Origin of the sequence: Nostocoides vanveenii, from assembly GCF_039531165.1 — a bacterium.
In the GTDB taxonomy this organism is placed as follows: Bacteria; Actinomycetota; Actinomycetes; order Actinomycetales; family Dermatophilaceae; genus Nostocoides_A; species Nostocoides_A vanveenii.
The window spans coordinates 32,778-55,126 of the sequence record NZ_BAAAPN010000019.1 but is presented as its reverse complement, the minus strand read 5'-3'; the positions used below and the strand labels follow the sequence as shown (position 1 = coordinate 55,126).

Below are 22,349 nucleotides of genomic sequence, written 5' to 3'. Positions count from 1 at the left end.
CCACAGACCCCGGTGGTGGGTGCGCACCTGCTCGGCATGAGCCCTGCACCCACCAATCCCCGGAACCGCCGCCGACTCGTCGCCCTCATCGCCACCGGCATCGTCCTGCTGCTCCTCGCCGGGGTCGGCGTCTACGGACTCCTCACGGGCCCCCGCAGCAACACCAGCCCCGATCCCGACTCGCAGCCCGGCCCGGTCACGACGGAACCGCCGACCGCGGCCCCGAGCACGCCCCGGCCGCCGCGGGTTCCAGCGGTTCCGCGTTCGGCCGATCCCGAGACTTTCGCTCGGGGCGTCGCGTCCACTCTGTTCGCCTGGGACACGGCCTCGGGGCTGTGGCCGCTGGACTACACCTCGGCGATCCTCACGGTCGGTGACCCCAGCGGAGACGAGCAAGCCGGGCTCGCCTCCGATATCGCCGCGTACCTGCCGACCCGTGACGCCTGGATCGAGCTGCGGCAGTACGCCACCCGCCAGCACCTCACCATCGACACCGCCTACATCCCCGACGCCTGGGCCGACGCCGTCGCGCAGGCCCAGCCGGGGCAGCTCGCTGTTGGCACGACGGCTGTCACGATTGAGGGCACCCGGCGTCGTGCCGGGGTCTGGAACGGCCAGCCGGTCACCAGCGAGCATCCGGTCGCGTTCACGGTGTTCGTCGTCTGCGCCCCGACCTATCCGACGTGCCATCTGCTGCGGCTGTCGCAGCTCGACAACCCGCTGCGTTGAAGGGGTTGTCGTCGTGTTCCGCAAAGCCTCCATCGCGGCCCTGGCGCTGCTGTTCTTCGCCCCTGCCGCAGCACTCCTCGGGATCGGGGTGCTGATGAACCCCGCTGCCGCGTACTGCGCCACCCCCGCCGGAACCGTGAACCTCGGCCCGATCCCGGACTCACTCACCGTGAGCACCGCAAACGGCGAGACGTTCACGCTCAGTCGTCAGCAGCTCACGCACGCGGCCACGATCATCGCGGTCGGCAACGGCATCACCGACGTGGGCCGGTCGGGAATCAAGATCGCGCTGATGGCAGCGCTCACCGAGTCCACGCTGCGGATGCTGACCAACACGAGCGCCTACCCGGAGTCGGCGAACTATCCGAACGACGGCAACGGCGGCGACCACGACTCGCTCGGCCTGTTCCAGATGCGTCCTCAATCCGGCTGGGGTTCGGTCGCCGAACTGATGGACTCTAACTATCAGGCGCGAGCGTTCTTCGGCGGGCCGACTGGACCGAACTACCCCTCACCGCGCGGCCTGCTCGACATCCCCGGCTGGCAACAGATGGACCCCGGCGAAGCCGCCCAAGCCGTCGAGGTGTCCGCCTACCCCGACCGCTACCGCAACTACGCGCCCGTCGCCGACAGCATCCTCACCGCCCTCACCAGAGGAGGCAGTACCGCTGGCGGAGTGGGTGGCCCGGCGGTCTCGTCGTCGCGGGTGGTGTTCCCGCTGCCCGAGGGCACCTGGGTGCTGACCTCGCCGTTCGGGATGCGGGTGCACCCGATCACGGGCGAACGGAAGATGCACACCGGCACCGACTTCGCCGCGGCCGATGGCACACCGATCCTCGCCGCCGCGGACGGCACAGTGACCGTCGCGGAGTTCTCCGGTGGGTACGGCGGTCTCATCGTCATCGAGCACACCATCGACGGCAAGACCGTCGCGACCGCGTACGCGCACATGTGGCAGAGCGGCATCCACGTCCGTCGTGGTGACCGGGTGAGCGCCGGGCAGCACATCGGCGATGTCGGCTCCTCCGGCATGAGCACCGGCGCACATCTGCACTTCGAGGTCCGGCCCGGCGGCACCAACGGCGAGGCCACCGATGCCGCCGCCTCGCTCAACGAGCACGGGCCCGCGAACCTGCCGACGGCAACCAGCGGTTCACCCGCCGCCTGCAACAACACCACCGCGGGCACACCGACCGGCGTCGACGGGGACCCCGACCGGCTCGTCGACGATCCCACCAGCTCGGGCAAGATCACCGCCCGCATGCTCCACCTCTACGAGCAGACCCTCGCCGCGTTCCCCGACACCGGCTGGGGCTGCTACTCACCGCGCCCCGGCACAAAGTCCGAGCATCCCCTCGGCAGGGCGTGCGACATCACCTTCGGCAACCGCATCGGCCAGCGACCCACCCCGACACAGCTCGACGCCGGCTGGAAGGTCACCAACTGGATGAAGGACAACGCCGACGTGCTCGGCGTCGAGTACCTGATCTGGCAAGGCCAAATCTGGTCAGTCGCCCGCGACGCCCAGGGCTGGCGACCCTACAACGGCGGCGGCATGCACGACCCCGCCTCCATCACCGGGGGCCACTACGACCACCTCCACGCCACCGTCAAAGCAGGGTGATCGGCGATGGGTGTCTTCCCAGACTTCGACGGGCTCGGCGGCATCGGCGACCTCCGCGCCGTGGTTGGCGCGCTGCTGACGTTCGTCCTGATCGTCGCCGTCCTCATGCTGATCGTCTCCGCGATCGTGTGGGCGATCGCCACGGCCCACGGCAACTACGCCACCGCCAGCAAAGGCCGAATCGGAGTGCTCGTCGCGGTCGGCGCGGCCGTCCTCGCCGGAGGCGGCGTGGCCTGGATGAACTGGCTGCTCAACCTCGGCCAGCAACTCTGACTCTGAACCTCTCTGAGCTCGATGCCCACGTCCTCGCCGACGTGGGCATCGCTGTGTCTGCTGTCGAGGGGCTGCGGGTGCACCTGTGGCGTGTACCCCGTCTGCGAGTTCGTGGGCGGGCCGCCCGTCGCCAAGGAGACCTACCGTGTTCGATCTGCTCGCCACCGTCATGTCCGCGCCGCTGCTGGTGCCGATGGACATCAACATCGACCCCAACACCAACGGCCTGCCAGGGATCAACCAGCTGCGCACCATCGTCGGCGCGGTGATGACCATCGGCCTGATCCTCAGCGTGCTCGCGCTGATCGTGTCCGCGATCGTGTGGGGCTTCGGCGCGAACTCCTCGAACCCGCACCTCGCCTCGCGCGGGAAGATCGGCGTCCTCGTTTCCTGCGGCGCTGCGGTGATCTGCGGCGCGAGCGTGACGCTCATCAACTTCTTCTGGAACGTCGGCCAGTCCGTCTGACCCCGCCTTTCGTCGAGAGCTGGTGTTCGTGATGGGCGTGTGCGACGTTCCCGTGATCTCCTCGGTCTGCGATGCCGTCGGCGAAGGAGCCGCGTCTCTGGTTGCGGCCCCGTTCGACTGGCTCGCCCAGGCGATGGGTGCCGCCGCCGGGTGGCTGTTCGAGGCGGTCTGGTCGGTCTTCGACACCACGACGCTGGTGGATGTCACCAAGCCCGGCTACATCGCCGTCTACAACCTGCTGTTCGGCATCGCGGTCTTCGTGATGCTGATCTTCTTCTGCCTCCAACTCATCACCGGTCTGATCCGCCGCGACCCCACCGCCCTCACCCGCGCCGCCCTTGGCCTGGCGAAGTCCGTCCTCGGGTCGTTCGTGGTCATCACGCTCACTGCGTTGCTGCTGGAGGTCGTCGACCAGCTGTGCATCGGGATCGTGCAGGCCGCCGGGGAGACCACCGAGTCGATGGGCGACAAGATCGCGCTCCTCGCCGCAGGGCTGGTCGGCATCAACATCGCCGCCCCCGGTGTCGGAGCGATCATTACGATCTTCATGGCAGGACTCGCGATCACCGCCGCCGCGATCGTGTGGCTGTCCCTCCTCGTCAGGAAAGCGCTCCTGCTGGTCGCGGTCGTGTTCGCGCCGCTCGCCTTCTCTGGTGCCTCGTGGGATGCCTCGCGGGGGTGGATCGGGAAGTGGGCGATGTTCGTCGTCGCGCTGATCTGCTCCAAGCTCGTGCTCGTTGTGATGTTCCTCGTCGCGATCACCCAGGTCTCGGCACCCATCGATTCGGACCTCGCCTCGGTCAGCGACCCCATCGCGGGGATCGTGCTGATGGCGATGGCCGCGTTCGCCCCGTACCTGACGTACAAGTTCATCGCGTTCGTCGGGTTCGACATGTACCACGCGATCGGCTCGGAGCAGGACGCCAAGAGCGCACTCAACCGTCCGATCCCGGTCCCGGCCAAGCCGCAAGGCGGCGGCGACCCGAAGAAGGTGCTCGACGGAACCAGCGGTGGCGGCGAGAACGCGGGTGGAGGCTCTGGCGGTGGGAGCAGCGCCCCGCCACCGCCGAAGACCCCGGCACCGGCACCCGCCGCCAGTGGCGGAGGGGCCGCAGCAGGTGGAGGCGGCGCAGCCGCAGCCGGTCCCGTCGCAGCAGGGGTCGTGGTCGGGGCGAGTGTCGCCAAGGGTGCCGCGACCGCCGGGCCGAAGGCCGGAACCGCGTTGGGAGCCCAGGGCGAGCATGCCGCCGACGCGGCCGCGCAGACACCGCCACCGCCCGCCGCATCGCCTGCGGCACCGCCGTCGAGTCCGGCACCACGACCGCCGAGCAGCGACCCGTCACCGCCGCCGAAGCAGCCCCCGCCGCCAGCGCCCCGCCCACCGAAGGAGTAGACGATGAGCAGCACGAACAACGACCGGCCCACCGCGGGCGAACTCGTGCCGGTGAAGTTCTCCCGCCTCACCCGCCGCGGTGTCCTCCTCGGCCTGTCGCTGACCCAGCTCATCACGCTCGCCATCGGCGGAGCCACGCTCATCGGCGCGTTCTACGCCGGCGGCGGGATGCTGCTCGCCTACACCGCCCCCATCTGGGTACTCGCCGCCGCGCTGACATGGATACCCATCGCGGGCCGGCCCATCGTGGAGTGGCTGCCCATCGCCTGCTGGTGGCTGTGGCGCACCACCGGCGGGCAGCTGCTGTTCCTGCGCAGGATCGTCGTCCCGCGTCCCGTCGGCACCCTCGCCCTGCCCGGCGACATGGCGCGACTGCGCGAGTACACCGATCCCGACACCAACGCCGGGATGATCCACGACCCCCACGCCGCCACGTTGACCGTCGTGTGTGAGGTCACCCATCCCGCGTTCGTGCTCCTCGATCCCGGCGAACAGGAACGCCGCGTCAGCTCCTGGGGCCGAGTCCTGGCCACCGTCTGCCGATCCGGGCGAATCGCGACGCTACAGGTTCTCGAACGCACCCTCCCCGACTCCGGAACCGGACTCGCCGAATGGTGGGCCACCCACGGCACCCCGGACGGCTCATGGGCAGCCGACACCTACGCCGAACTCATCCACCGTGCCGGACCCGCCGGCGAACGCCACGCCACCACGCTCTCGCTGTCACTGGACATGAAGACCAGCGCACGGCAGATCAGGACCGCCGGAGGCGGGATACGCGGGGCCGCCGCCGTGCTGCGGCAAGAGATGAACACCCTCGTCGCCGCGCTCCGCTCCGCCGACCTCTCACCGTCGGGATGGATGACACCGGGGCAGATCGCGGTGATGCTGCGCTCTGCCTACGACCCGGCGATCGCGGCCACCCTGGAACGCCACGGCAGGCTCGGCCAGTCCCTCGCCACGGCCGGGCCAGTTGCGGTCACCGAGACCTGGGGCAAGCTGCGCACCGACTCCGCCCACCACGCCGTGCTCTGGGTCAGCGAGTGGCCCAGGTCGCTCGTCTATCCGGGGTTCCTGTCGCCGGTACTGCTGTCCACCGGCATCCAGCGGTCGTTCTCGCTGATCTGCACACCGATGCGCTCCGACCAGGCCGCACGTGACATCCGCAAGAAGAAAGTCGAGCACATCTCCGACCAGGCCCAGCGCGCGAAGATCGGCCAGATCGAAGACGCATCCCAGACCGCCGAATACCACGACGTGCTCCAGCAAGAAGCCGACCTCACCGCCGGACACGGCATCCTCCGCTACACGGGCCTCATCGCCGTCTCAGCACCCACCGTCGAAGAACTCGACGCCGCCGTCGCCGCCATCGAGCAAGCAGCGATCCAAGCCTCCTGCGAGACCCGGCTCCTCGTCGGCCAGCAAGCCGCAGCGTTCACCTGCGCCGCACTCCCGCTCTGCCGGAGGGTGTGACTTCAGTCATTCAGGCGTCTCCGCCAGACGATCCCTTCGAGTCGCCGTTCTTGAGGACCGCCCCGACGACGAGGGTCCCGATGCCCAGGACACCCACAGCAACATTCGGCCCAGCCTCTGCTGCGGCGTTTCGCAACTGCTGCGGATCGCGCACTGCGTCTCTCCAACGAGTGCTGGTCAGCGCTTCCCGGTCGGACTCGATCGCAAATGGCGTGTGGAAGTCGTCAATGGAGTCGCTGACGGTGTTGATCGAGTTGATTACCTTGCGTGCGGCGCGGGCATGCAGCACGACGTTCTCGCGCGCGACACCACCAGCCTGATCGAGGCGAGTCATGAGGTGCCCTGTCTTCAGGACGATCTTGCTGCGTCGCTGCTGGAGCGCAACATCGAGACCGATCCGATGTCCATCCAGCGAAGCCGGCGCTGTGTCGAAGACATGATCCAACTCCAGCACCGCATACTCGTTCTGCAACTGGAAGCATCGCGCAAGCACGGCGAGCCAGATGCCGACCTCTGCTTCAATGTCCTGGGTCGCCCTTGCGAGTGCACCCACGCCCGACTGGTCGTTGGCCTTGTCGGCGAGGGCTTCCAAAGCACGTAGTGCGTCTGCTTGGACCTCGGCGATTGTGCCCACCTCGGTCTTGACTTTGTCCCAAGCGGTTTCGCGGTCCCCGCCGTGTTCGCGTATCGCCATCGCTTCGTCGATGACGAAGCTGACGCGATCCATCTTGGCGAGGACTTCGTCCCTTTGCCTACGGCGTACGTCGTCGAGCTTTCCGTCGATGGTGACAAGAAGTTGCTTCAACTCCTGTGCCTCTTGCTGCCGAGCAACCTGAGCCATCACTCCGGCAGCGCCGGAGAGGATCGCGGGGTTCATGAGAAGTGATGCCGGACCATGCTCGATCTGAATCCACTTGCTGATGGAGCCGGGGTCGCCCAGCATCGCGTGGCTGATGCCCTTGGTCTTCGTAGGCATCAGGCCGAATTCCTTGACCTGCTCGGCCGACTCCTTGGTGAGTCTCACGTACCGGCCAGCGTTCTCAGCGATGTTGGATGCCGCTTCCGCCATCTTCGACCCCGTGTCGAGCATTGATCCGACCCTGTCGAGACGAAACTCACGGGAGATGGACAACAGCCCCGCTGAATCAAGGAAGCGCTCGACGGCCGACGGGTTGCCGATGACAGCCAGCCCCTCGCCGTCATGGATCAACTCGATCTCATCAGCCACCTGCCGCTCCTCCTCTGTGTGCGTCCTGACTCAAGAGTATTCGTGACCGCCGACAGCCGAGTGGGAGTCCTGCGCACCTCCAAGACACACGACGCGCTAGGAGGCCCATGATGCCCACGTTCTTCGATTCGACTGCCGATGCTGCTGAGGCGTCCGAGGCGCTGCGGGGGCTCGCGCACGCGAGTCGGGAGTTCGATCAGCCTGCCGAGATGTACGGGGTGATCGGTGATCTGTCTTCGGGGATGCGGTCGCTGCGGCAGGCGCTCGACCAGATCGCCGATGTTCATGAGCGCAAGGCCGCGCACGCCTTCAACGACGCCGGCAACCACGAGGCAGGAGTGCGAGACGCCCTCACCACTGCGGAAGAACTGCGTCAGGCCGCGAACCTCGTTGACCAGGCGTACGACCGGCTCGCGAAAGGCTTCATCGCCGCCGGGCGAATCGGCTGGCACTCCGACCCTGTCGTCAAGGAGGAGGTGCCGTCGCGGTGGGTCAGCGTGGTCTTCCTGCAAGGCGAGGAGGCCGACCGGCCGTTGCGCATCCTCGGCGAGCTGGGGCATGTCGATGCGGTGGACTACCTGGCGCAGTGGGACTACGGAGACGAGACCACACGGGCCGCGCTGGAGAACGGGTACGTCTACGACGAACCCGGCCAGGGCACCAACGATCGCGTGGTGCTCTCGGGCGACTACGCACTGGTCGTCAACCCGCACGTCGGCTACGTCTCGCTGCTGCGCCGCTACACCGAACCAGAGGCAGAACCCCAGGATGCCGAACAGGTCGGACCGGCTCCGGTACAGGGCGGGCCGGAACTGCTGGATTCGTACTCGTCGCCGGGCGCTCCGAAGCGGGCCGACCTTCCGGCGGCGAAGCGGGACGCTTCGTGGTTCGAGCCGGCCAAGATCACGGCAGTCAAGCAGGCGCGGGGGCTGGTGCTGTGACCCCGGATCGCGAGCGGCTGCACACCGCCGTTCTGGTGGCACCGTCGAAGGAACGCCGGAAACTCCGCAAGCAGCGCCGTCGCGCAGAAGCCCGCTTGCATGCCGAGCAGCGTAAGGCTGCGCTCGCTGCCGCGAAGGAGAAGGCCGAGCAGGGGCGGGCCGAGCGGCGAGCCACGATCTACCTGCCGAAGGCCGGCGAGCCAGGTGCCGCGCGGTTGCGGACGCCGGGCCGGTTCCATCTGACGCGCCATCAGGACACCTCTGCCACCTTGGCGGGGGCGTATCCGTTTGTCGCCGAGGGTGGCCTCGGTGCGGATGGGGTGTTCGTGGGTCAGGATCTGTACTCGGGTGGGAGCTTCGTTTACGACCCGTGGGTGTTGTACGCGCGCGGGATCATCACTGCCCCGAACGTGGTGCTGGCTGGGATCGTTGGCTCTGGGAAGTCGAGCCTCGCCAAATCGCTCTATACGCGGTCGTTGCCGTTCGGGCGGCGCGTGTACGTTCCCGGCGACCCGAAGGGCGAACACACCGCCGTCGCCAACGCCGTCGGCGGACGTGCGATCGTGCTCGGCCACGGGCTCAACACCCGGCTGAATCCGCTCGATGAGGGCCACCGACCCGCCGGGCTGTCGGATGAGCAGTGGGCCTCGACGGTTGCGGCCCGGCGTCGTGACCTGATCGGCGCGCTCACCGAGACCGTGCTCGCGCGAGGGTTGTCGCCGTTGGAGCACACCGCGATCGACATCGCACTGACCCAGACCGTGCGGGAAAACGACGTGCCGATCCTGCCGATGGTCGTCGAACGCATCCTCGCCCCCAGTTCGGATGCCGACGGCAGGTTGGCCGAGGACGGCCGGCTCGTAGGCCACGCGCTGCGCCGTCTCGTCGCCGGTGACCTGGCTGGGCTATTCGATGGCCCGTCCACGGTCAGGTTCGATCCATCGTTGCCGATGATCTCCCTCGACCTCTCCCGGGTCACCGAGAACTCGACCCTCATCTCGGTGTTGATGACGTGCTCGTCGGCATGGATGGAGTCCGCGCTGCTCGACCCGAACGGCGGGCAGCGGTGGGTGATCTACGACGAAGCCTGGCGGCTCATGTCCCACCCGGCGCTGCTGCGGCGGATGGACGCGCACTGGCGACTCGCCAGGCACTACGGGATCGCGAACATGTTGATCTTCCACAAGCTCACCGACCTCGACAACGTGGGCGACCAAGGCTCCGCCATGCGCTCCCTGGCCAACTCACTGCTCGCGAACGCCGAGACGCGGATCGTGTACCGGCAGGAGTCCGACCAGCTCGGGCCGACCGCAACCGCTCTCGGTCTGACCGGCACCGAGCAGCAGCTCTTGCCGAACCTTGGCGTCGGCCAAGGCCTGTGGCGGATCAAGGCCAGGAGCTTCGTCTGCCAGCACCAACTCCACCCCGACGAGCTCGCCCTGTTTGACACCAGCAGCCGCGCAGCAGGAGGCTACCGATGAACCTCACCAGCCCGCGCCGATCGGGCCCGAACGACGACGATGCGACGGCTCCCGTCGAGCTGCCGCACGTCCTCGTCACTGTCGCCGCAGACGGCACCCTCACCGCGACGGTCGATGGAGCACCGTTTCCGTCGCCGGACGCGACCCCGTGGACGCGGGCGACGTTCGGGCCGCTCATGGATGCCATCACCAAAGACCACACGATCGCGGTCCGAGTCGAGGTGCGCGAGAGCGACGGGAGTGTCTTCACCGATATCCTCCGCACCCGCAGGCCCCGACGCGCCGTGGTCTCGTCTGAGGCCCCTGTGCCGGAGACTCGTCAGAGTCGCCACGCCCGACGGGTGCCACGTCTGGCGGAGGTCACCGCGGGCGGGTTCGTGCCGGGCGAGGATGTCGCCGTCGCGACGATCGTCTCCCGTACCGACGCCACCGGGACAGGCGAAGCGCGGTCGCTCATCGACCTCGACGACCTGCCCGACGGCACACACGAGATGATCCTGTTAGGGCGTATCTCGGGCACGCTCGCGGTGCGGCGGCTGACATGAACCAGCGGCAGGCCGGGGGTATGGGCGACGAACTCACCAACGCCGCCCTGATTGGCCTGATCGGCACGTTCGGGATCGCTCTCGTCCTCCGCGCCGCCGGCAGCGTCGCCGCATTCCTCACCGGCACACCACAGCCCGACGCCGGCGCAGCAGCGGGGCTCGCCGTGCTGTTCAACCCCGGCGACCCGGCGACCGCGCTCGGTGCCGACGGGCTCAACCCAGTCGTCTACTGGCTCGTCAGCACGGCACTGCTCGTCGGACTGGCCGCCGGGACCGTCTGGGTATGGATCGTTCTGCGCCGACACACGCGGAAGACCGAGACCGACCCGCACCAACTCGCGGGGATCGCGACCAGCCACGAGGTCAAGACCGCAGCATCCGCGAAGGCACTGCTTCACCGCGCGGCCACTCTGCGGCCCTCCTTGCAGACGCCAGCACCGCAGGATGTCGGCTACCTCCTCGGTGCCAGCCGTAGAACGAAGGTATGGGCATCGGTCGAAGACTCGATCCTGCTGATCGGCCCACCCCGCTCAGGCAAGGGCCTGCACGTCGTCATCAACGCGATCCTCGACGCACCCGGCGCGGTCGTCACCACCAGCACGAGGCCCGACAACCTCACCGCGACCCTCCGGGCCCGACGCCGCAAGGGCGGGCCGGTCGCCGTGTTCGACCCCCAACACCTCGCCGAAGGCATCCCCGCAGGACTCCGATGGTCACCCATTCGCGGCTGCGACGACCCGCTGACAGCGATGATCCGCGCCAACGGCCTCGCCGGCGCCACCGGCCTCAGCGCTGGCGGGGTCGAGTCCGGCGGGTTCTGGGAAGGCAAGACCCGCACCGCACTCCAGTCGCTGCTGCACGCTGCCGCGCTCGACGGTCGCCCGCCCGCCGAGCTGTTTCGGTGGACCCTCGACCCCAGCGCTGCGTCGGAGGCCGTCGCCATCCTCAACTCCCACCCGAATGCGGCGATGGGCTGGGACGACTCACTGGGCGCGATGATCGACGCCGACCCCAAGACCCGCGACAGCATCTGGCAAGGCGTCTCCCTCGCCCTCGCCGCCCTCGCAGACCCGCGCGTACTCGATGCCGTCACACCAGGCCCACACGAACACTTCGACCCCGAGACCTTCCTCACCGAACAAGGCACCCTCTACCTCCTCGCCACCGGTGCCGGGGCAGGAGCCTCCGCATCGCTGATCGCGGCGTTCGTCGAAGACCTCATCGAAACCGCCCGCCGGCTCGCCGCCCGCTCACCCGGGGCACGGCTTGACCCCCCGTTGCTGCTCGCGCTCGACGAGATCGGCAACCTCGCACCGCTGCCGTCACTGCCGACGCTCATGGCCGAAGGCGGCGGCACCGGGATCACAACCATGCCGGTCTTGCAGTCCCTCGCCCAAGCTCGCGACAGGTGGAGCGAGCACCAGGCCGGCGCGATCTGGGACGCCAGCATCGTCAAGATCATCCTCGGCGGCGCATCCAACAGCCGCGACCTCCAAGACCTCTCCACGCTCATCGGCGAGCGAGACGAGTACACCGACAGCGTGACCCTCGGCGACCACGGAACCCGCTCCAACCAGCGCTCGATCCGCCGCGTCCCGATCCTGCCGCCAGACCGCATCCGAACTCTGCCATTCGGCACCGGCATCACGATGTTGCGCTCCGCGCCGCCTATCGTCACCGACCTCCGCGCTTGGCCGACCCGCGCCGACGCCGCACAACTCCGCAGCGATCGCGACGAACTCGAAGCACTGCTGCGCCCGTCGCCCCGCCTCCTGAACTTGGGCGCTTGGGTGCCGTAGCGCACCTGCCTGACAGAGCGACCCACACGCAGTTGGTCGCCCGAGTTCAGGAGGAGGCCATCATGGCCATTCACACCCAGGAATCGCTGTCAGGCTTCATCGCCTCGGAGCCGTTACTCACCGAGACGACCAAGGGAGACGCCAGGTTCTTCGCCCGTATCGGCAAGGAGCACTTCCGCCGCGAGGACGACGGCTCGTTCACGCAGACCGAAACGACCTACCACCACCTGGTGATGTTCGGGCGTTCCGCTGAGCACGCGCACGCGAACTTCGCCCAGGGCGACAACTTCGTCGCCGAGGGCTACACCCGGCCGGTCAACTACGAGCGCAATGGTCAGGCGATCGAGGGCGAAGAGTTCGTCGCCAAGAAGATCGGCCATGACGCCGCCCGAACCCGCTACGAGGTCGACCGGACGCCGCGCAACGGAGTCGGTCGGGATGCAGCGGCGTACGACCCGACGCAGCGAGCCGCAACCGCGGCGCACGCCCCGGTCAGCATGTGAGATCGGGAGCCACGGCATCATGAGCGATCAGCATGAGATGGATGAGCCGGACGTCTTCGACTCACCGCCCCGCGTCACCAGCGCGGACATGCCCGAACCGCCTCACCCCGTGAACTGGAACCTGCTGACAGCGCACGAGCTGGAGCAGGAATGGCTCGCGCTGAACCGATGGGTTGACTGGCTGCGACGCACCTACGGCCTCACCGTCGCGGTGGTGCCGCCGTTCTGGCACCACCACCCTGAGATGGTCTGGGAGCTGTCGGCACTGCACCTGCACTGGCTGGGTGCCTACGACCCCGAGCAGAACGCATCCGCGCCGCTCGGCTGGCATCGTGACTTCGCCGACGCGCGAGAGCGGCTTCGCTACTGGGTCACCGCCTGCGGCACCCGCGGCGACCGCGACCGCCCGACCCGGCAAGCTGTGTGGCCCGGTGAAGACCCAGCTCCCACGATCCAGGACTTCACCTTCACTGACCGGGACACCGAGTTCGTCGAGTTCGTGATCGCGCAAGTCCGCAAGCGCCAGGAGGCCGAAGACGAGTTCTACGCCAACCTGGCCGACGACGAGATGCCGTAGACCAATGAGCCGCTACACGAAGAAGACAGATCGTCGCCCGTACGAGGAGCGGTCGTTCTCCGTCCGGGCCGTCCACCGCGAACGCGCCGACCTGCACAAGCTCGCCGAGGTTCTCATCCGGCTGACGTTGCAGGAGACCGGCGAGAGCCGCGCGGCCCGCGAGGCCGTGCGGGTGCCCGACACCTACCGGGCGGCGACGGATGGCCTGGCCGCTTCTGAAGCCGCCCGGTAGAATGAACCCTGCAAGCCTCGCGATGCGGGGTGTTGTGGCCTAAACCTCGCCGCTCGGCGGGCAACACGCACCGAGACCATCGGGTCTCGCCCTACAGCCTTCACCGGCTGCTCTCACGATCAACACCCCTCCCACGAACAGTTGGGAGCGCGAGGGTCGAACCGCGTGAGAGTGAGCCCCGGATGACCACCATTGCCGATGATCCGGCAGCCAGCCTCATCGACCCGCCCAAGACTGCGGCTGCCGCCGTGTCCTACCTGCGGGTCTCCACCCGCGAGCAGGCAGAGAAGGGCGGGACCGACGAGGGCTTCTCGATCCCGGCCCAGCGCGAAGCGACCCGGCGCAAGGCCGAACAGCTCGGCGCCGGCATCGTTGAGGAGTTCGTCGACGCGGGCGCCTCAGCCAAGTCGTCCGACCGGCCCGAGCTGATGCGGATGATCCAGTACGTCAAGGCCAACAAGGTCGCGTACTGCATCGTTCACAAGGTCGACCGGCTCGCTCGCAACCGCGCCGACGACGTGAGCATTCACCTCGCACTCCAACAGTGCGGGGTCATGCTCGTGTCCGCGTCGGAGAACATCGACGAGACGCCCTCGGGGATGTTGCTGCACGGCATCATGTCCACCATCGCCGAGTTCTATTCCCGCAACCTCGCCACCGAGGTCGCCAAGGGCATGAACCAGAAGGCCATCGGTGGCGGCACGAACGGGCGCGCCCCCGTCGGGTATCTGAACGTCCGCAAGCGCGACGAACTCGGCCGTGAAGTCCGCACCATCGAGCTCGATCCCGAGCGAGCGCCGATGATCGAGTGGGCGTTCAAGGCGTACGCTTCGGGCAACTGGAGCGTCAGCCAACTGCACGACGAGCTCACCTCGCGCGGGCTGCGGAGCCTGCCGACTCCGAAGAGGCCGGCGAAGCCGCTGGCTGTGTCCACCATCCATCGACTCCTGACCAACCCGTACTACAAGGGCGATGTCATCTATCGAGGCACCCGCTACAAAGGCAACCACCCGGCGCTCGTTCCTGCCGAGGTCTGGTACCAGGTCCAGTCTGTGCTCACCGCGCACCAGTGCGCCGTCGAGGCAACCCAAGTCCACGGCCACTACCTCAAAGGCACCATCCACTGCGGCCGGTGCGGCTCCCGGCTCATCGTCTCCAACGCGAAGAACCGCCACGGTAACGTCTACTGCTACTTCGTATGCTCCGGCCGGCACTCCAAGCGCACCGACTGCACGCGCCAGGCGATGCTCATCGAAGATGTCGAGAAGCTCGTCGAGGACTACTACACGCGCGTCCAGATCACGCCCGCCCAGCAGGATGCGCTCGCGGGCATGCTCCACCACGAGTTCGATCGGCTCATGGCTGCCGAAACCGAGGAACTGGAACGCCTCACGACCAACCGCGACCGGCTCGAAAGCGAGCAGGATCGCCTCATGCAGGCGCACTACGCCGACGCGATCCCGCTCTCAGTGCTCAAGCGCGAGCAGGACCGCATCGTCGCCGAACTCGACCAGGTGACCCGCCGCATCGATGCCCACTTCGGCGACTACGCCGAGGCCCGCGCCCACCTCGACGACGCCCTCGGCCTGCTCGCCAACTGCGCCGACATCTACACCCGCTGCGACGACACCAACCGGCGGCTGTGCAACCAGGCATTCTTCACGAAGGTCTTCATCGACGAGGACAACGAGCTGCGCGTCGAGCACAACCGACCTTTCGAGATGCTCCTTGATCCGCAAGTCAACGCCAACGCTCTGACCTGGGCGGCAGACGCACACAAGGCCCGAACCTCGGCCAGCGTTTCCGTTGGCAAGGGTTCGAGCCTTGTGCGTGGGGTGGAGCTGAGGGGATTCGAACCCCTGACCCCCTCCATGCCATGGAGGTGCGCTACCAACTGCGCTACAGCCCCGTGCTGCCGGTGTCGGCGAGCAACCTGCGGAATATTACCCGGCCGCACGCACCTAACCCAAATCGCCGAGTCGATGGCCGTCGACTGGCACCCGTCGTGGCCAAGTGCGGCAACAGCGTGCGGCCTCGCCCACGCAGAGCGTCGGACCCATACGACCCTGAACCGGCCTCTCGACGACCCTGAACCGGCCTCTCGACGGGGTTGGGCGGGATGCGGATCAGCTGCCGGTCAATGGGCGCTGGGGTTTGGTGACAGAGCGCGGAGGTTCCAGCCGGCGATCCGCCAGCCGGTCGTGCCCTCGACCAGGTCGGCCCATTCGCAGTTGCCGGGAACGGTCAGCAGGCGCGAGGTCGTGAGCGTGTCGAGGCCCAGGAGCAGCGCGGCGATGATCTTGATGGTGCCGCCGTGGCTGATGATGACCGCGCACTGCGAGTCCGGGAGCGCGCCGATCAGTTCGGCGAGCGCCGGGCGGACGCGGTCGGCGACTTCAGAGGGGCCCTCCCCGTCGATCCCGCGCCGTTGCTCCTCGCCACGCAGCGCCCGCTGTCGCTCCTGGGGATGGAGCGCGATCACCTCGGCCGAGGACAGTCCGGTCCACTGGCCCACGTCGAACTCGCGCCAGCGCGCGTCCAGGTCGAGCGGGAGCCCACACACGTCGGCGAGCGCCCGGCCGGTGACCGCGGTCCGCTGGAGGTCGGAGGCCACAACCCGCACCGGCCCGTAGGCCGCAACCACCGGCGCGGCAGCGGCCGCCTGGGCGATGCCACGCTCGGTCAGCGGAACATCCAGATGGCCCTGCCAGACACCGGTCACATTGGCCTGGGTCTCCCCGTGCCGCAGCAGGATCAGGCGACGTGGCGCGGCCATACGCGAATCAGCGGGCGTCGGCGGCGGCTGAGCCGGCGGCCGGCGTCTGCTCGGTCCCGACAACGCCGAGGTCGAGTTGCGGGCAGTCGCGCCAGAGCCGTTCGAGGTCGTAGAAGTTGCGTTCGTCCTCGTGGAAGACGTGGACGACGATGTCGCCGAAGTCGAGGAGCACCCAGCGGCCCTCCCGGGCGCCCTCGCGACGCAGCACCTTGGCACCGGCCAGGCGCACCTGCTCCTCGATCTCGTCGACGATGGCGGCGACCTGGCGTTCGTTGCTCGCCGAGATGATGACGAAGGCATCGGAGAGGGGTAACTGTCCGCTGACGTCGAGGCCGACGATGGTTGCGGCGATCTTGTCTGCGGCTGCCTGCGCGGCGGCGCGGGCCAGGGTCGTGGCGCGGTCAGATGCTGGCACTGCTCTCCTTGGGCTCGGCCGCGTCGGCAGGCGTGTCCGCCGCATACAGCCGGTATTTGTTGATGTATTGCACGACACCGTCGGGCACGAGGTACCAGACGGGTTCGCCCTTCGCCACGCGTTCGCGGCAATCAGTAGAACTGATTGCCATCGCCGGAACTTCCTGCAGGTGCACGCGGTCGGCCGGCAGGCCGTGTTCGGTCAGCTCATAGCCCGGCCGGGTGACGCCGACGAACTGGGCCAACTCGAAGAGTTCGTCCGCGTCCTTCCAGGACAGGATCTGCGCCAGTGCGTCGGCGCCGGTGATGAAGAAGAGTTCCTGATCGGGGCGCTCTCGGTGCAGATCCCGCAGCGTGTCGATCGTGTAGGTCAGGCCGGGCCGGTCGATGTCGACCCGGCTGACCGTGAACCGGGGATTGGAGGCCGTCGCCACGACGGTCATCAGGTAGCGATGCTCGGCCGCGCTGACCGACCGCCCGGATTTCTGCCAGGGCTGCCCGGTCGGGACGAAGACGACCTCGTCTAGACCGAAGAGCGAAGCGACCTCACTTGCGGCGACCAGGTGACCGTGGTGGATCGGGTCGAAGGTGCCGCCCATGACGCCCAACCGGGCGCCCCGACCGGCAGCCACGAGCGCCGTCGAGGAGTCGGCGTCGCCGGTCAGTGGTGGCCGTTCTCGGAGCCGTGCCCGTGAGCGTCGTGGCCGTGCCCGCGGCCCGGCTGACCGAGCTTGGCGGCGGTGCCGCGGAAGAACCAGAGAACAGCCAGGCCGAGAGCGAACAGCGCCAAGGCGATCACGGCATACAGATAGGCCGGCATCGGCAGTTCGCGCAGGTGTTCTTCGCCCTCGGCGGCGAACTGGACAATGCTCATCGACATGGCCCAACCTTAGCGCGCCGCCGCCACCGGCCGCCCCCGTGCACGAGCGCGCCCGTTACCCGGCCGCGGGTTCTCCACCAATTTCGCCCACAGACCTGTGTAAGACGCGATGCCCGAACGGGCGGCGTGTGGATAACCGCGCGCGTCGCGGTGGACAGCCCGTGGAGGTCGTTGCACGCCAGGGCGGTGGTGACTTTAATGGGTCCGTACGTCGGGTCGATGCGCCAGCAGTAGTCGGCCCGGTGTTCGGTGGAGGAGATAACGAGGCATAGCTGTCGCGCTGCGCGGCGGCCCTGGGACGAAGGTCCGACAGCTCGCGGACGACGACGCGAGGGTGCCACGAGGCGACTTCACCGCAGATGGTGTCAGTTCATTGCGGTCATCGTCCCCGGTGACCTGTAGTGGCCAGCGTCGCCTGGCGGCCCCGGCTCGCGCCGCAGGCCCTGGCAGTACTCCGGCCCCTCGGTTCTCATACATCGAGGGGCCGGTGTCGTCTCGTCCTGGACTCAGTTCCGCACAGCCGGCGCACACCGAAGACTCAGGCTGGCCTGCGTAGAGTGACCGCCATGTCCGTCCCCGAACTGAGCATCGTCGTTCCGATGTTCAACGAGGAGGCCGTCCTGCCGCTGTTCGCGGCGCGCCTGCGGCCGGTCGCGGACGGACTGGAAACGGCCTACGAGGTGGTCGCCGTCGACGACGGCAGCAGCGACGGCACGGCGATCGCGCTGCAGAAGCAGCGCCGTGTGTGGCCGCAGTTGCGGGTGGTGCGCCTGCGCGCCAATGCCGGTCACCAGGCGGCGATCTCGGCCGGTCTCGCGCTGGCGACGGGGGCGTATGTCGTCACCCTGGACGCCGACCTGCAGGACCCGCCGGAGGTGATCGCCGAGATGCTCGCCGTCGCCCGCGCGGAGAGCGTCGACGTCGTCTACGGCGTACGCAGCGACCGATCCAGCGACTCGAGATTCAAGCGCGTCACGGCGCGCGCGTTCTATCGGTCCATGGACGCCATGGCGGGCACGGCCGCGCCGCGAGATGCCGGCGACTATCGCCTGATGTCGCGCGCGACCGTCGAGGCGGTCAATGCCCTGCCGGAGTATGGCCGAGTTCTCCGCTTTGTCGTGCCCGCCCTCGGCTTTCCGTCGGCGTCGGTCACCTATCGCCGGGAGGAGCGGGCGGCTGGCTCGTCGAAGTATCCGTTCACCAAGATGCTGCGCCTCTCGATCGACTCGATGACCGCCTTCTCGCTGGCCCCGCTGCGCTTCGCCACCCTCCTCGGTCTCGTCGGCGGAGCCGCCTCGCTCGCCTTGTTGATCTTCGCCTTGTATGCCCGCGTCCGCGGCCACGTCGTCGCCGGTTGGACCTCCACCGTCGTCGTGGTCTCCGGTGTCGGCGCGGTGCAACTGCTCGCGCTCGGCATCCTGGGCGAGTACGTCGGCCGGCTGTATGCCGCGGCCCAGGCCCGCCCCAGCTACTACGTCGCCTACGACTCGGCCACGGGATCGGCCAACCCGGCGGCGACCCGGCAGCCGTGAGCGGCCAGCGCCGGGGGCGTGCGGCGCAGTCGTCGCCGGAGCCGGAGGCCGCAGCCCGCGTCGAGCCCGATGGGCACGGCGGCGCGACGGTCTGGGTGAGCGGGCAGCCGCAGTCGCACGTCCAACTCGACGATCCCGGGCTGCTGGTCTTCGAGTACGTCCAGCATCTCGGTTTGATCGTCGACGTGCTGGCCGAGGACGTGCCGCCTGAGCGCGGCCTTCGGGTCACCCACATCGGCGGTGCCGGTATGACGCTGCCTCGCTACGTCGAGCACGTGCGGCCCGGATCGCCCCAGATCGTCCTGGAGCCTGCGGCCGCCGTCACCGAGGTCGTACGGCGCGAACTCCCCCTCCCCCGCGGGCACCGGATCCGGGTCCGAACCGCCGGCGGGCGCATCGGGGTCGCCGGCATGGCGGCGGGCAGTGCGGATCTGGTCGTCCTGGACGCCTTCGCCGCTGGCAGCGTGCCGGCGGAGTTGACCACGAGCGAGTTCGTCCGCGACGTGGCTCGCGTGCTGCGGCCGGGTGGGGTGTTGGCGATGAATATCCCGGACGAGCCGGGCCGGGCCTACCTCGCGCGGGTAGTGGCGACGCTGACGGGAGCCGCCGCATACGGGCAAGTGGTCGTGATCGGCACGCACGATGTGCTCAAGGGCCGGAGGTTCGGCAACTATGTCGTCGCGGCGGGCGACCTGCCGCTGGCGACGGTGTCGCGCGCCGTCGCGCGCTGCCCTGCGCCGAGCGGGCTGTGGACCGACGAGCACGCGCGACGGCTGGCCCGCGCCGCGCGGCCGCTGACGGACACCGATGCCCAGGGTTCGCCGGCGCCACCTGACCCGGGCCGCTGGCGCGCCCGCTGAGTGCCGTCAGGCGACCGGGTGAGCGGTGGCGAAGAGCGAGACGCCGGGAAGCGACTTCACCGGCAAGTGACGCTCCAGTGCGACAACGACGCGAAGGGCCGCGTTGACCGGTCGCGGCATCTCCTCCAAGTCACTGCCCGAGCTGGCCCGGCGGCGCAGGGCCACCGTCGGACGCAGCAGGACGTTCCACGACCACAGGTCATCGACGACAAAACCGCTCCGGGACAACAGATCTGTCAGCGTGGCCCTGGTGTAGCGGCGCACGTGGTCCACCGCGACATCGTGCTCCGACCACAGCCGTGGGTCGGCGGGCACGGCGATCTGGAAGACCCCGTCGGGACGCAGCACGCGACGCACCTGCCGCACGGCCGCATCGTGGTCGACGATGTGCTCCAACACGTCGTAGGCGACGACCAGGTCGAGGCTGCTGTCGGCGACCGGAAGGGCCGTCGCGTCGCCGCGCACCACCTCCAGCCCGCGCGAGCGACCGACGAGCGCCCCCTCTTCGCCGTATTCGAGGGCCGCGACCTCCCAGCCGGCCGATTGCAGGACGCGCGTGTTGCCCCCGCCGGCCGCACCGATGTCGAGGGCCCGGCCGGGCGGCCTACCGGCAATCGAGCGGGCGAGCAGGTGACGACGCTCGGCATACCACCAGTGGGTGTCTTCGAGCGCGGTGAGTTTGCGGACTTCGTGGCCGCGCATCAGACGCGCACGTGCCCGTCGCCCTCGACGATCCACTTGGTCGTCGTCAGCTCCGGGAGGGCCATCGGGCCGCGGGCGTGCAACTTCTGGGTGGAGATGCCGATCTCGGCACCGAAGCCGAACTCGCCGCCGTCCGTGAAGCGGGTCGACGCGTTGACCATGACGGCAGCCGCGTCGACCTCCGCGCTCCAGCGCCGGGCGGCCGAGCGGTCCTCGGTGACGATCGCTTCGGTGTGGCCGGAGCCGTAGGTCCGCACGTGCTCGAGGGCGTCGTCCAACGAGCTGACGACGCCGACGGACATCTCGAGCGCGTGGAACTCGGTGGCGAAATCGTCATCGGTGGCGACGGCAAAGGGGACCCCGGCCTCGGTCGCGATGGCGCTTGCGCGCTCGTCCGTATGCAGCACCACGCCCGCGCCGGCGAGTTCGGTCAGGGCCTTGGGCAGGAAGTCGGGCGCGACCGATTCGTGGACGAGCAGCGACTCGGCGGCATTGCAGACGCTGGGCCGGTGGGTCTTGGAGTTCATCGTGATCGCGAGCGCCTTGTCGAGGTCGGCGGCGCGGTCGACATAGACGTGACAGTTGCCGATGCCGGTCTCGATGACCGGGACCGTGGAGTTCAGGACGACCGAGTTGATCAGGTCGGCACCGCCGCGCGGGATCAGCAGGTCGACCAGGCCGCGGGCCGTCATCAGCGCGCGGACAGCGTCGTGGCCGCCTTCGAGCAGGCCGATGGCGTCGGGGTTGACCCCGTGTGCGGCAAGGGATTCGCGCATGACGTCCACGAGGACACGGTTGGAGTCGGCTGCCGCCGAGCCGCCGCGCAGGATCACGGCGTTGCCGGATTTCAGCCCCAGGCCGGCGGCATCGACAGTGACATTGGGGCGGGCTTCGTAGATCATTCCGACGACACCCATCGGGACGCGGAGCTGCCGGATCTGCAGGCCGTTGGCGAGGGTCGAGCCCCGGACGATCTCGCCGACCGGATCCGGCAGCGCGGCAATGTCACGCAGGGCGTCGGCGATCGCGGTGACCCGCTCCGGGGTCAGGACGAGGCGGTCCTGAAGGCTGGCTGGCATACCGCCGTTGCGACCGCGCTCGAGATCGACCGCGTTCGCCGCGACGATGCGGTCGGTGGCCGCGTCGAGGGCGTCGGCGAGGGCGTGCAGCGTTGCGTCCTTCGCGGCGCGCGACATCAGCGCGAGTTCGCGGGCGGCGACTCGCGCCCGGCCGGCCAACTGCGCAACTGCCTCGGTGGCGTCGGGGGAAACACTCGTCATACGGCAAGGGTACGGGCGACGCGAGCGCGCGCGCATCGCGTCCGCCTGTGCGAGGGTGGTCGCTCACGCCGGGCGCAGAGCCCGGCGCACCAGTCCTGGGGAGGACTTTGCCATGTCTCGTTCGTCGATCGCCCTCGCCGCTGCAACGGCCGCCGCTCTGATTGTGGGCCTGAGCGCTCCCGCCCAGGCGGCGCCCGCCGAGCGCCTATGCCGCGGGACCATCACCGGGGCGACCACCGGCTCCATCCGGGTGCCGGCCGGTGCGGCCTGCACGATCAACAATGCCAACGTCCGCGGGGCGATCAATGTCGACGCGCGGGGCAGCCTGACGGTCAACGGCGCGGTGATCGACCGCAGCGTCACGGCTGTCGGCTACACAAAAGTCTCGGTGACGAACTCCCGTGTCGGCGGCGCGATCAGCCTCAGCACGGGCGGCGCCATCGCTTTGACCGCGGTCGTCGTTGCCGGCAGTGTCACGCTCACGGCCAACCGCCAGGGCACCAAAGTGCTGAAGTACAACGCGATCTCGGGCAAGCTCTCCTGCACCAACAACGCCCCGGCACCGACTGGCGTCGCGAATGTCGTCTCGGGCGGGAAATTCGGTCAGTGCGTGCGCGTCTGAGGCAGGTGAGCGGCGGGCG

24 protein-coding genes, 1 tRNA gene and 1 pseudogene are annotated in these 22,349 nt (G+C 68.7%); 17 read left to right on the top strand and 9 right to left on the bottom strand.

Annotated elements, in window-relative coordinates; genetic code table 11:
• Positions 1–36 precede the first annotated feature (36 nt).
• The 6 genes from ABD209_RS03830 (at position 37) to ABD209_RS03805 (ending at position 5,958) form a co-directional block, all read left to right on the top strand.
• On the top strand, positions 37–729 hold the full coding sequence (locus ABD209_RS03830) for a hypothetical protein (RefSeq protein WP_344062362.1): 693 nt from the start codon (positions 37–39) through the stop codon (positions 727–729).
• Between the two features lie 13 nt (positions 730–742).
• On the top strand, positions 743–2,353 hold the full coding sequence (locus ABD209_RS03825; protein WP_344062359.1) for a M23 family metallopeptidase: 1,611 nt from the start codon (positions 743–745) through the stop codon (positions 2,351–2,353).
• A 6-nt stretch (positions 2,354–2,359) separates the two neighbouring features.
• Complete coding sequence (locus tag ABD209_RS03820; RefSeq protein WP_013601305.1) at positions 2,360–2,626, top strand: DUF6112 family protein; 267 nt, start codon at positions 2,360–2,362, stop codon at positions 2,624–2,626.
• A 169-nt stretch (positions 2,627–2,795) separates the two neighbouring features.
• Positions 2,796–3,092 carry a DUF6112 family protein gene (locus ABD209_RS03815; protein WP_227007205.1) on the top strand — a complete coding sequence of 99 codons (297 nt, stop codon included), beginning with the start codon at positions 2,796–2,798 and terminating at the stop codon, positions 3,090–3,092.
• Between the two features lie 31 nt (positions 3,093–3,123).
• Positions 3,124–4,485 carry a conjugal transfer protein TrbL gene (locus ABD209_RS03810; RefSeq protein WP_344062430.1) on the top strand — a complete coding sequence of 454 codons (1,362 nt, stop codon included), beginning with the start codon at positions 3,124–3,126 and terminating at the stop codon, positions 4,483–4,485.
• A 3-nt stretch (positions 4,486–4,488) separates the two neighbouring features.
• Positions 4,489–5,958 (top strand): PrgI family protein, encoded by a 1,470-nt coding sequence (locus ABD209_RS03805; protein WP_344062345.1) that lies wholly within the window; start codon positions 4,489–4,491, stop codon positions 5,956–5,958.
• 10 nt (positions 5,959–5,968) lie between these two features.
• Here the strand turns inward: ABD209_RS03805 and ABD209_RS03800 are convergent, their stop codons facing one another.
• Positions 5,969–7,186: a hypothetical protein gene (locus ABD209_RS03800; RefSeq protein ID WP_344062342.1), complete on the bottom strand. Its 1,218-nt coding sequence runs from the start codon at positions 7,184–7,186 to the stop codon at positions 5,969–5,971.
• A 110-nt stretch (positions 7,187–7,296) separates the two neighbouring features.
• Here ABD209_RS03800 and ABD209_RS03795 point away from each other — a divergent pair, with 110 nt between their 5' ends.
• The 8 genes and pseudogenes from ABD209_RS03795 to ABD209_RS03760 form a co-directional block, all read left to right on the top strand.
• Complete coding sequence (locus ABD209_RS03795) at positions 7,297–8,127, top strand: hypothetical protein (RefSeq protein ID WP_344062339.1); 831 nt, start codon at positions 7,297–7,299, stop codon at positions 8,125–8,127.
• Positions 8,124–9,608 carry an ATP-binding protein gene (locus tag ABD209_RS03790; RefSeq protein WP_344062336.1) on the top strand — a complete coding sequence of 495 codons (1,485 nt, stop codon included), beginning with the start codon at positions 8,124–8,126 and terminating at the stop codon, positions 9,606–9,608. Before ABD209_RS03795 ends, ABD209_RS03790 begins: the two co-directional genes overlap by 4 nt.
• On the top strand, positions 9,605–10,153 hold the full coding sequence (locus ABD209_RS03785; protein WP_344062333.1) for a hypothetical protein: 549 nt from the start codon (positions 9,605–9,607) through the stop codon (positions 10,151–10,153). The genes ABD209_RS03790 and ABD209_RS03785 overlap by 4 nt, the downstream gene beginning before the upstream one ends.
• The gene (locus ABD209_RS03780) at positions 10,150–11,952 is read left to right on the top strand and encodes a TraM recognition domain-containing protein (RefSeq protein ID WP_344062330.1); all 1,803 of its coding nucleotides are present in this window, start codon (positions 10,150–10,152) and stop codon (positions 11,950–11,952) included. The genes ABD209_RS03785 and ABD209_RS03780 overlap by 4 nt, the downstream gene beginning before the upstream one ends.
• A gap of 62 nt (positions 11,953–12,014) precedes the next feature.
• Positions 12,015–12,455 carry a single-stranded DNA-binding protein gene (locus ABD209_RS03775; protein WP_006591932.1) on the top strand — a complete coding sequence of 147 codons (441 nt, stop codon included), beginning with the start codon at positions 12,015–12,017 and terminating at the stop codon, positions 12,453–12,455.
• Positions 12,456–12,492: 37 nt separating this feature from the next.
• Entirely contained in the window at positions 12,493–13,032 is a 540-nt protein-coding gene (locus ABD209_RS03770) for a hypothetical protein (protein ID WP_344062427.1), read from the top strand.
• A 4-nt stretch (positions 13,033–13,036) separates the two neighbouring features.
• Entirely contained in the window at positions 13,037–13,264 is a 228-nt protein-coding gene (locus tag ABD209_RS03765; RefSeq protein ID WP_344062320.1) for a hypothetical protein, read from the top strand.
• 182 nt (positions 13,265–13,446) lie between these two features.
• Positions 13,447–14,487: pseudogene (locus ABD209_RS03760) on the top strand (recombinase family protein); the annotation flags it as partial.
• Positions 14,488–14,730: 243 nt separating this feature from the next.
• On the opposite strand, the gene ABD209_RS03755 reads toward ABD209_RS03760, so the two are convergent.
• From ABD209_RS03755 to ABD209_RS03730, 6 genes are all read right to left on the bottom strand, one after another.
• Entirely contained in the window at positions 14,731–15,003 is a 273-nt protein-coding gene (locus ABD209_RS03755) for a hypothetical protein (protein ID WP_344062317.1), read from the bottom strand.
• A 97-nt stretch (positions 15,004–15,100) separates the two neighbouring features.
• Positions 15,101–15,173: transfer RNA gene (locus ABD209_RS03750), tRNA-Ala, on the bottom strand.
• 228 nt (positions 15,174–15,401) lie between these two features.
• Positions 15,402–16,040, bottom strand: a complete 639-nt coding sequence (locus tag ABD209_RS03745) for a histidine phosphatase family protein (protein WP_344062315.1) — start codon at positions 16,038–16,040, stop codon at positions 15,402–15,404.
• A gap of 7 nt (positions 16,041–16,047) precedes the next feature.
• Positions 16,048–16,455, bottom strand: a complete 408-nt coding sequence (gene rsfS, locus ABD209_RS03740; protein ID WP_324388353.1) for a ribosome silencing factor — start codon at positions 16,453–16,455, stop codon at positions 16,048–16,050.
• Entirely contained in the window at positions 16,442–17,053 is a 612-nt protein-coding gene (gene nadD, locus ABD209_RS03735) for a nicotinate-nucleotide adenylyltransferase (protein WP_425564560.1), read from the bottom strand. The genes rsfS and nadD overlap by 14 nt, the downstream gene beginning before the upstream one ends.
• A gap of 62 nt (positions 17,054–17,115) precedes the next feature.
• Positions 17,116–17,334 carry a hypothetical protein gene (locus tag ABD209_RS03730; RefSeq protein WP_344062310.1) on the bottom strand — a complete coding sequence of 73 codons (219 nt, stop codon included), beginning with the start codon at positions 17,332–17,334 and terminating at the stop codon, positions 17,116–17,118.
• Between the two features lie 566 nt (positions 17,335–17,900).
• Between ABD209_RS03730 and ABD209_RS03725 the strand changes: the two genes are divergently transcribed.
• On the top strand, positions 17,901–18,866 hold the full coding sequence (locus ABD209_RS03725) for a glycosyltransferase family 2 protein (RefSeq protein WP_344062307.1): 966 nt from the start codon (positions 17,901–17,903) through the stop codon (positions 18,864–18,866).
• Entirely contained in the window at positions 18,863–19,726 is an 864-nt protein-coding gene (locus tag ABD209_RS03720) for a spermidine synthase (protein WP_344062304.1), read from the top strand. The genes ABD209_RS03725 and ABD209_RS03720 overlap by 4 nt, the downstream gene beginning before the upstream one ends.
• A 6-nt stretch (positions 19,727–19,732) precedes the next feature.
• Here the strand turns inward: ABD209_RS03720 and ABD209_RS03715 are convergent, their stop codons facing one another.
• Together ABD209_RS03715 and ABD209_RS03710 are read right to left on the bottom strand one after the other, a co-directional pair.
• Positions 19,733–20,428: a class I SAM-dependent methyltransferase gene (locus tag ABD209_RS03715; protein ID WP_344062301.1), complete on the bottom strand. Its 696-nt coding sequence runs from the start codon at positions 20,426–20,428 to the stop codon at positions 19,733–19,735.
• Positions 20,428–21,708: a glutamate-5-semialdehyde dehydrogenase gene (locus ABD209_RS03710; protein ID WP_344062298.1), complete on the bottom strand. Its 1,281-nt coding sequence runs from the start codon at positions 21,706–21,708 to the stop codon at positions 20,428–20,430. The genes ABD209_RS03715 and ABD209_RS03710 overlap by 1 nt, the downstream gene beginning before the upstream one ends.
• A 112-nt stretch (positions 21,709–21,820) precedes the next feature.
• Here ABD209_RS03710 and ABD209_RS03705 point away from each other — a divergent pair, with 112 nt between their 5' ends.
• Positions 21,821–22,330, top strand: a complete 510-nt coding sequence (locus tag ABD209_RS03705) for a hypothetical protein (RefSeq protein WP_344062295.1) — start codon at positions 21,821–21,823, stop codon at positions 22,328–22,330.
• Positions 22,331–22,349 lie beyond the last annotated feature (19 nt).

Excerpts from the sequence above, each read along its gene's own strand:
- ABD209_RS03830 (WP_344062362.1), top strand. The coding sequence starts at position 37 with ATGAGCCCTGCACCCACCAATCCCCGGAACCGCCGCCGACTCGTCGCC.
- ABD209_RS03820 (WP_013601305.1), top strand. The coding sequence starts at position 2,360 with ATGGGTGTCTTCCCAGACTTCGACGGGCTCGGCGGCATCGGCGACCTC.
- ABD209_RS03815 (WP_227007205.1), top strand. The coding sequence starts at position 2,796 with ATGTCCGCGCCGCTGCTGGTGCCGATGGACATCAACATCGACCCCAAC.
- ABD209_RS03810 (WP_344062430.1), top strand. The coding sequence starts at position 3,124 with ATGGGCGTGTGCGACGTTCCCGTGATCTCCTCGGTCTGCGATGCCGTC.
- ABD209_RS03805 (WP_344062345.1), top strand. The coding sequence starts at position 4,489 with ATGAGCAGCACGAACAACGACCGGCCCACCGCGGGCGAACTCGTGCCG.
- ABD209_RS03795 (WP_344062339.1), top strand. The coding sequence starts at position 7,297 with ATGCCCACGTTCTTCGATTCGACTGCCGATGCTGCTGAGGCGTCCGAG.
- ABD209_RS03785 (WP_344062333.1), top strand. The coding sequence starts at position 9,605 with ATGAACCTCACCAGCCCGCGCCGATCGGGCCCGAACGACGACGATGCG.
- ABD209_RS03780 (WP_344062330.1), top strand. The coding sequence starts at position 10,150 with ATGAACCAGCGGCAGGCCGGGGGTATGGGCGACGAACTCACCAACGCC.
- ABD209_RS03775 (WP_006591932.1), top strand. The coding sequence starts at position 12,015 with ATGGCCATTCACACCCAGGAATCGCTGTCAGGCTTCATCGCCTCGGAG.
- ABD209_RS03770 (WP_344062427.1), top strand. The coding sequence starts at position 12,493 with ATGGATGAGCCGGACGTCTTCGACTCACCGCCCCGCGTCACCAGCGCG.
- ABD209_RS03765 (WP_344062320.1), top strand. The coding sequence starts at position 13,037 with ATGAGCCGCTACACGAAGAAGACAGATCGTCGCCCGTACGAGGAGCGG.
- ABD209_RS03745 (WP_344062315.1), bottom strand. The coding sequence starts at position 16,040 with ATGGCCGCGCCACGTCGCCTGATCCTGCTGCGGCACGGGGAGACCCAG.
- nadD (WP_425564560.1), bottom strand. The coding sequence starts at position 17,053 with ATGGGCGGCACCTTCGACCCGATCCACCACGGTCACCTGGTCGCCGCA.
- ABD209_RS03730 (WP_344062310.1), bottom strand. The coding sequence starts at position 17,334 with ATGTCGATGAGCATTGTCCAGTTCGCCGCCGAGGGCGAAGAACACCTG.
- ABD209_RS03725 (WP_344062307.1), top strand. The coding sequence starts at position 17,901 with ATGTCCGTCCCCGAACTGAGCATCGTCGTTCCGATGTTCAACGAGGAG.
- ABD209_RS03715 (WP_344062301.1), bottom strand. The coding sequence starts at position 20,428 with ATGCGCGGCCACGAAGTCCGCAAACTCACCGCGCTCGAAGACACCCAC.
- ABD209_RS03710 (WP_344062298.1), bottom strand. The coding sequence starts at position 21,708 with ATGACGAGTGTTTCCCCCGACGCCACCGAGGCAGTTGCGCAGTTGGCC.
- ABD209_RS03705 (WP_344062295.1), top strand. The coding sequence starts at position 21,821 with ATGTCTCGTTCGTCGATCGCCCTCGCCGCTGCAACGGCCGCCGCTCTG.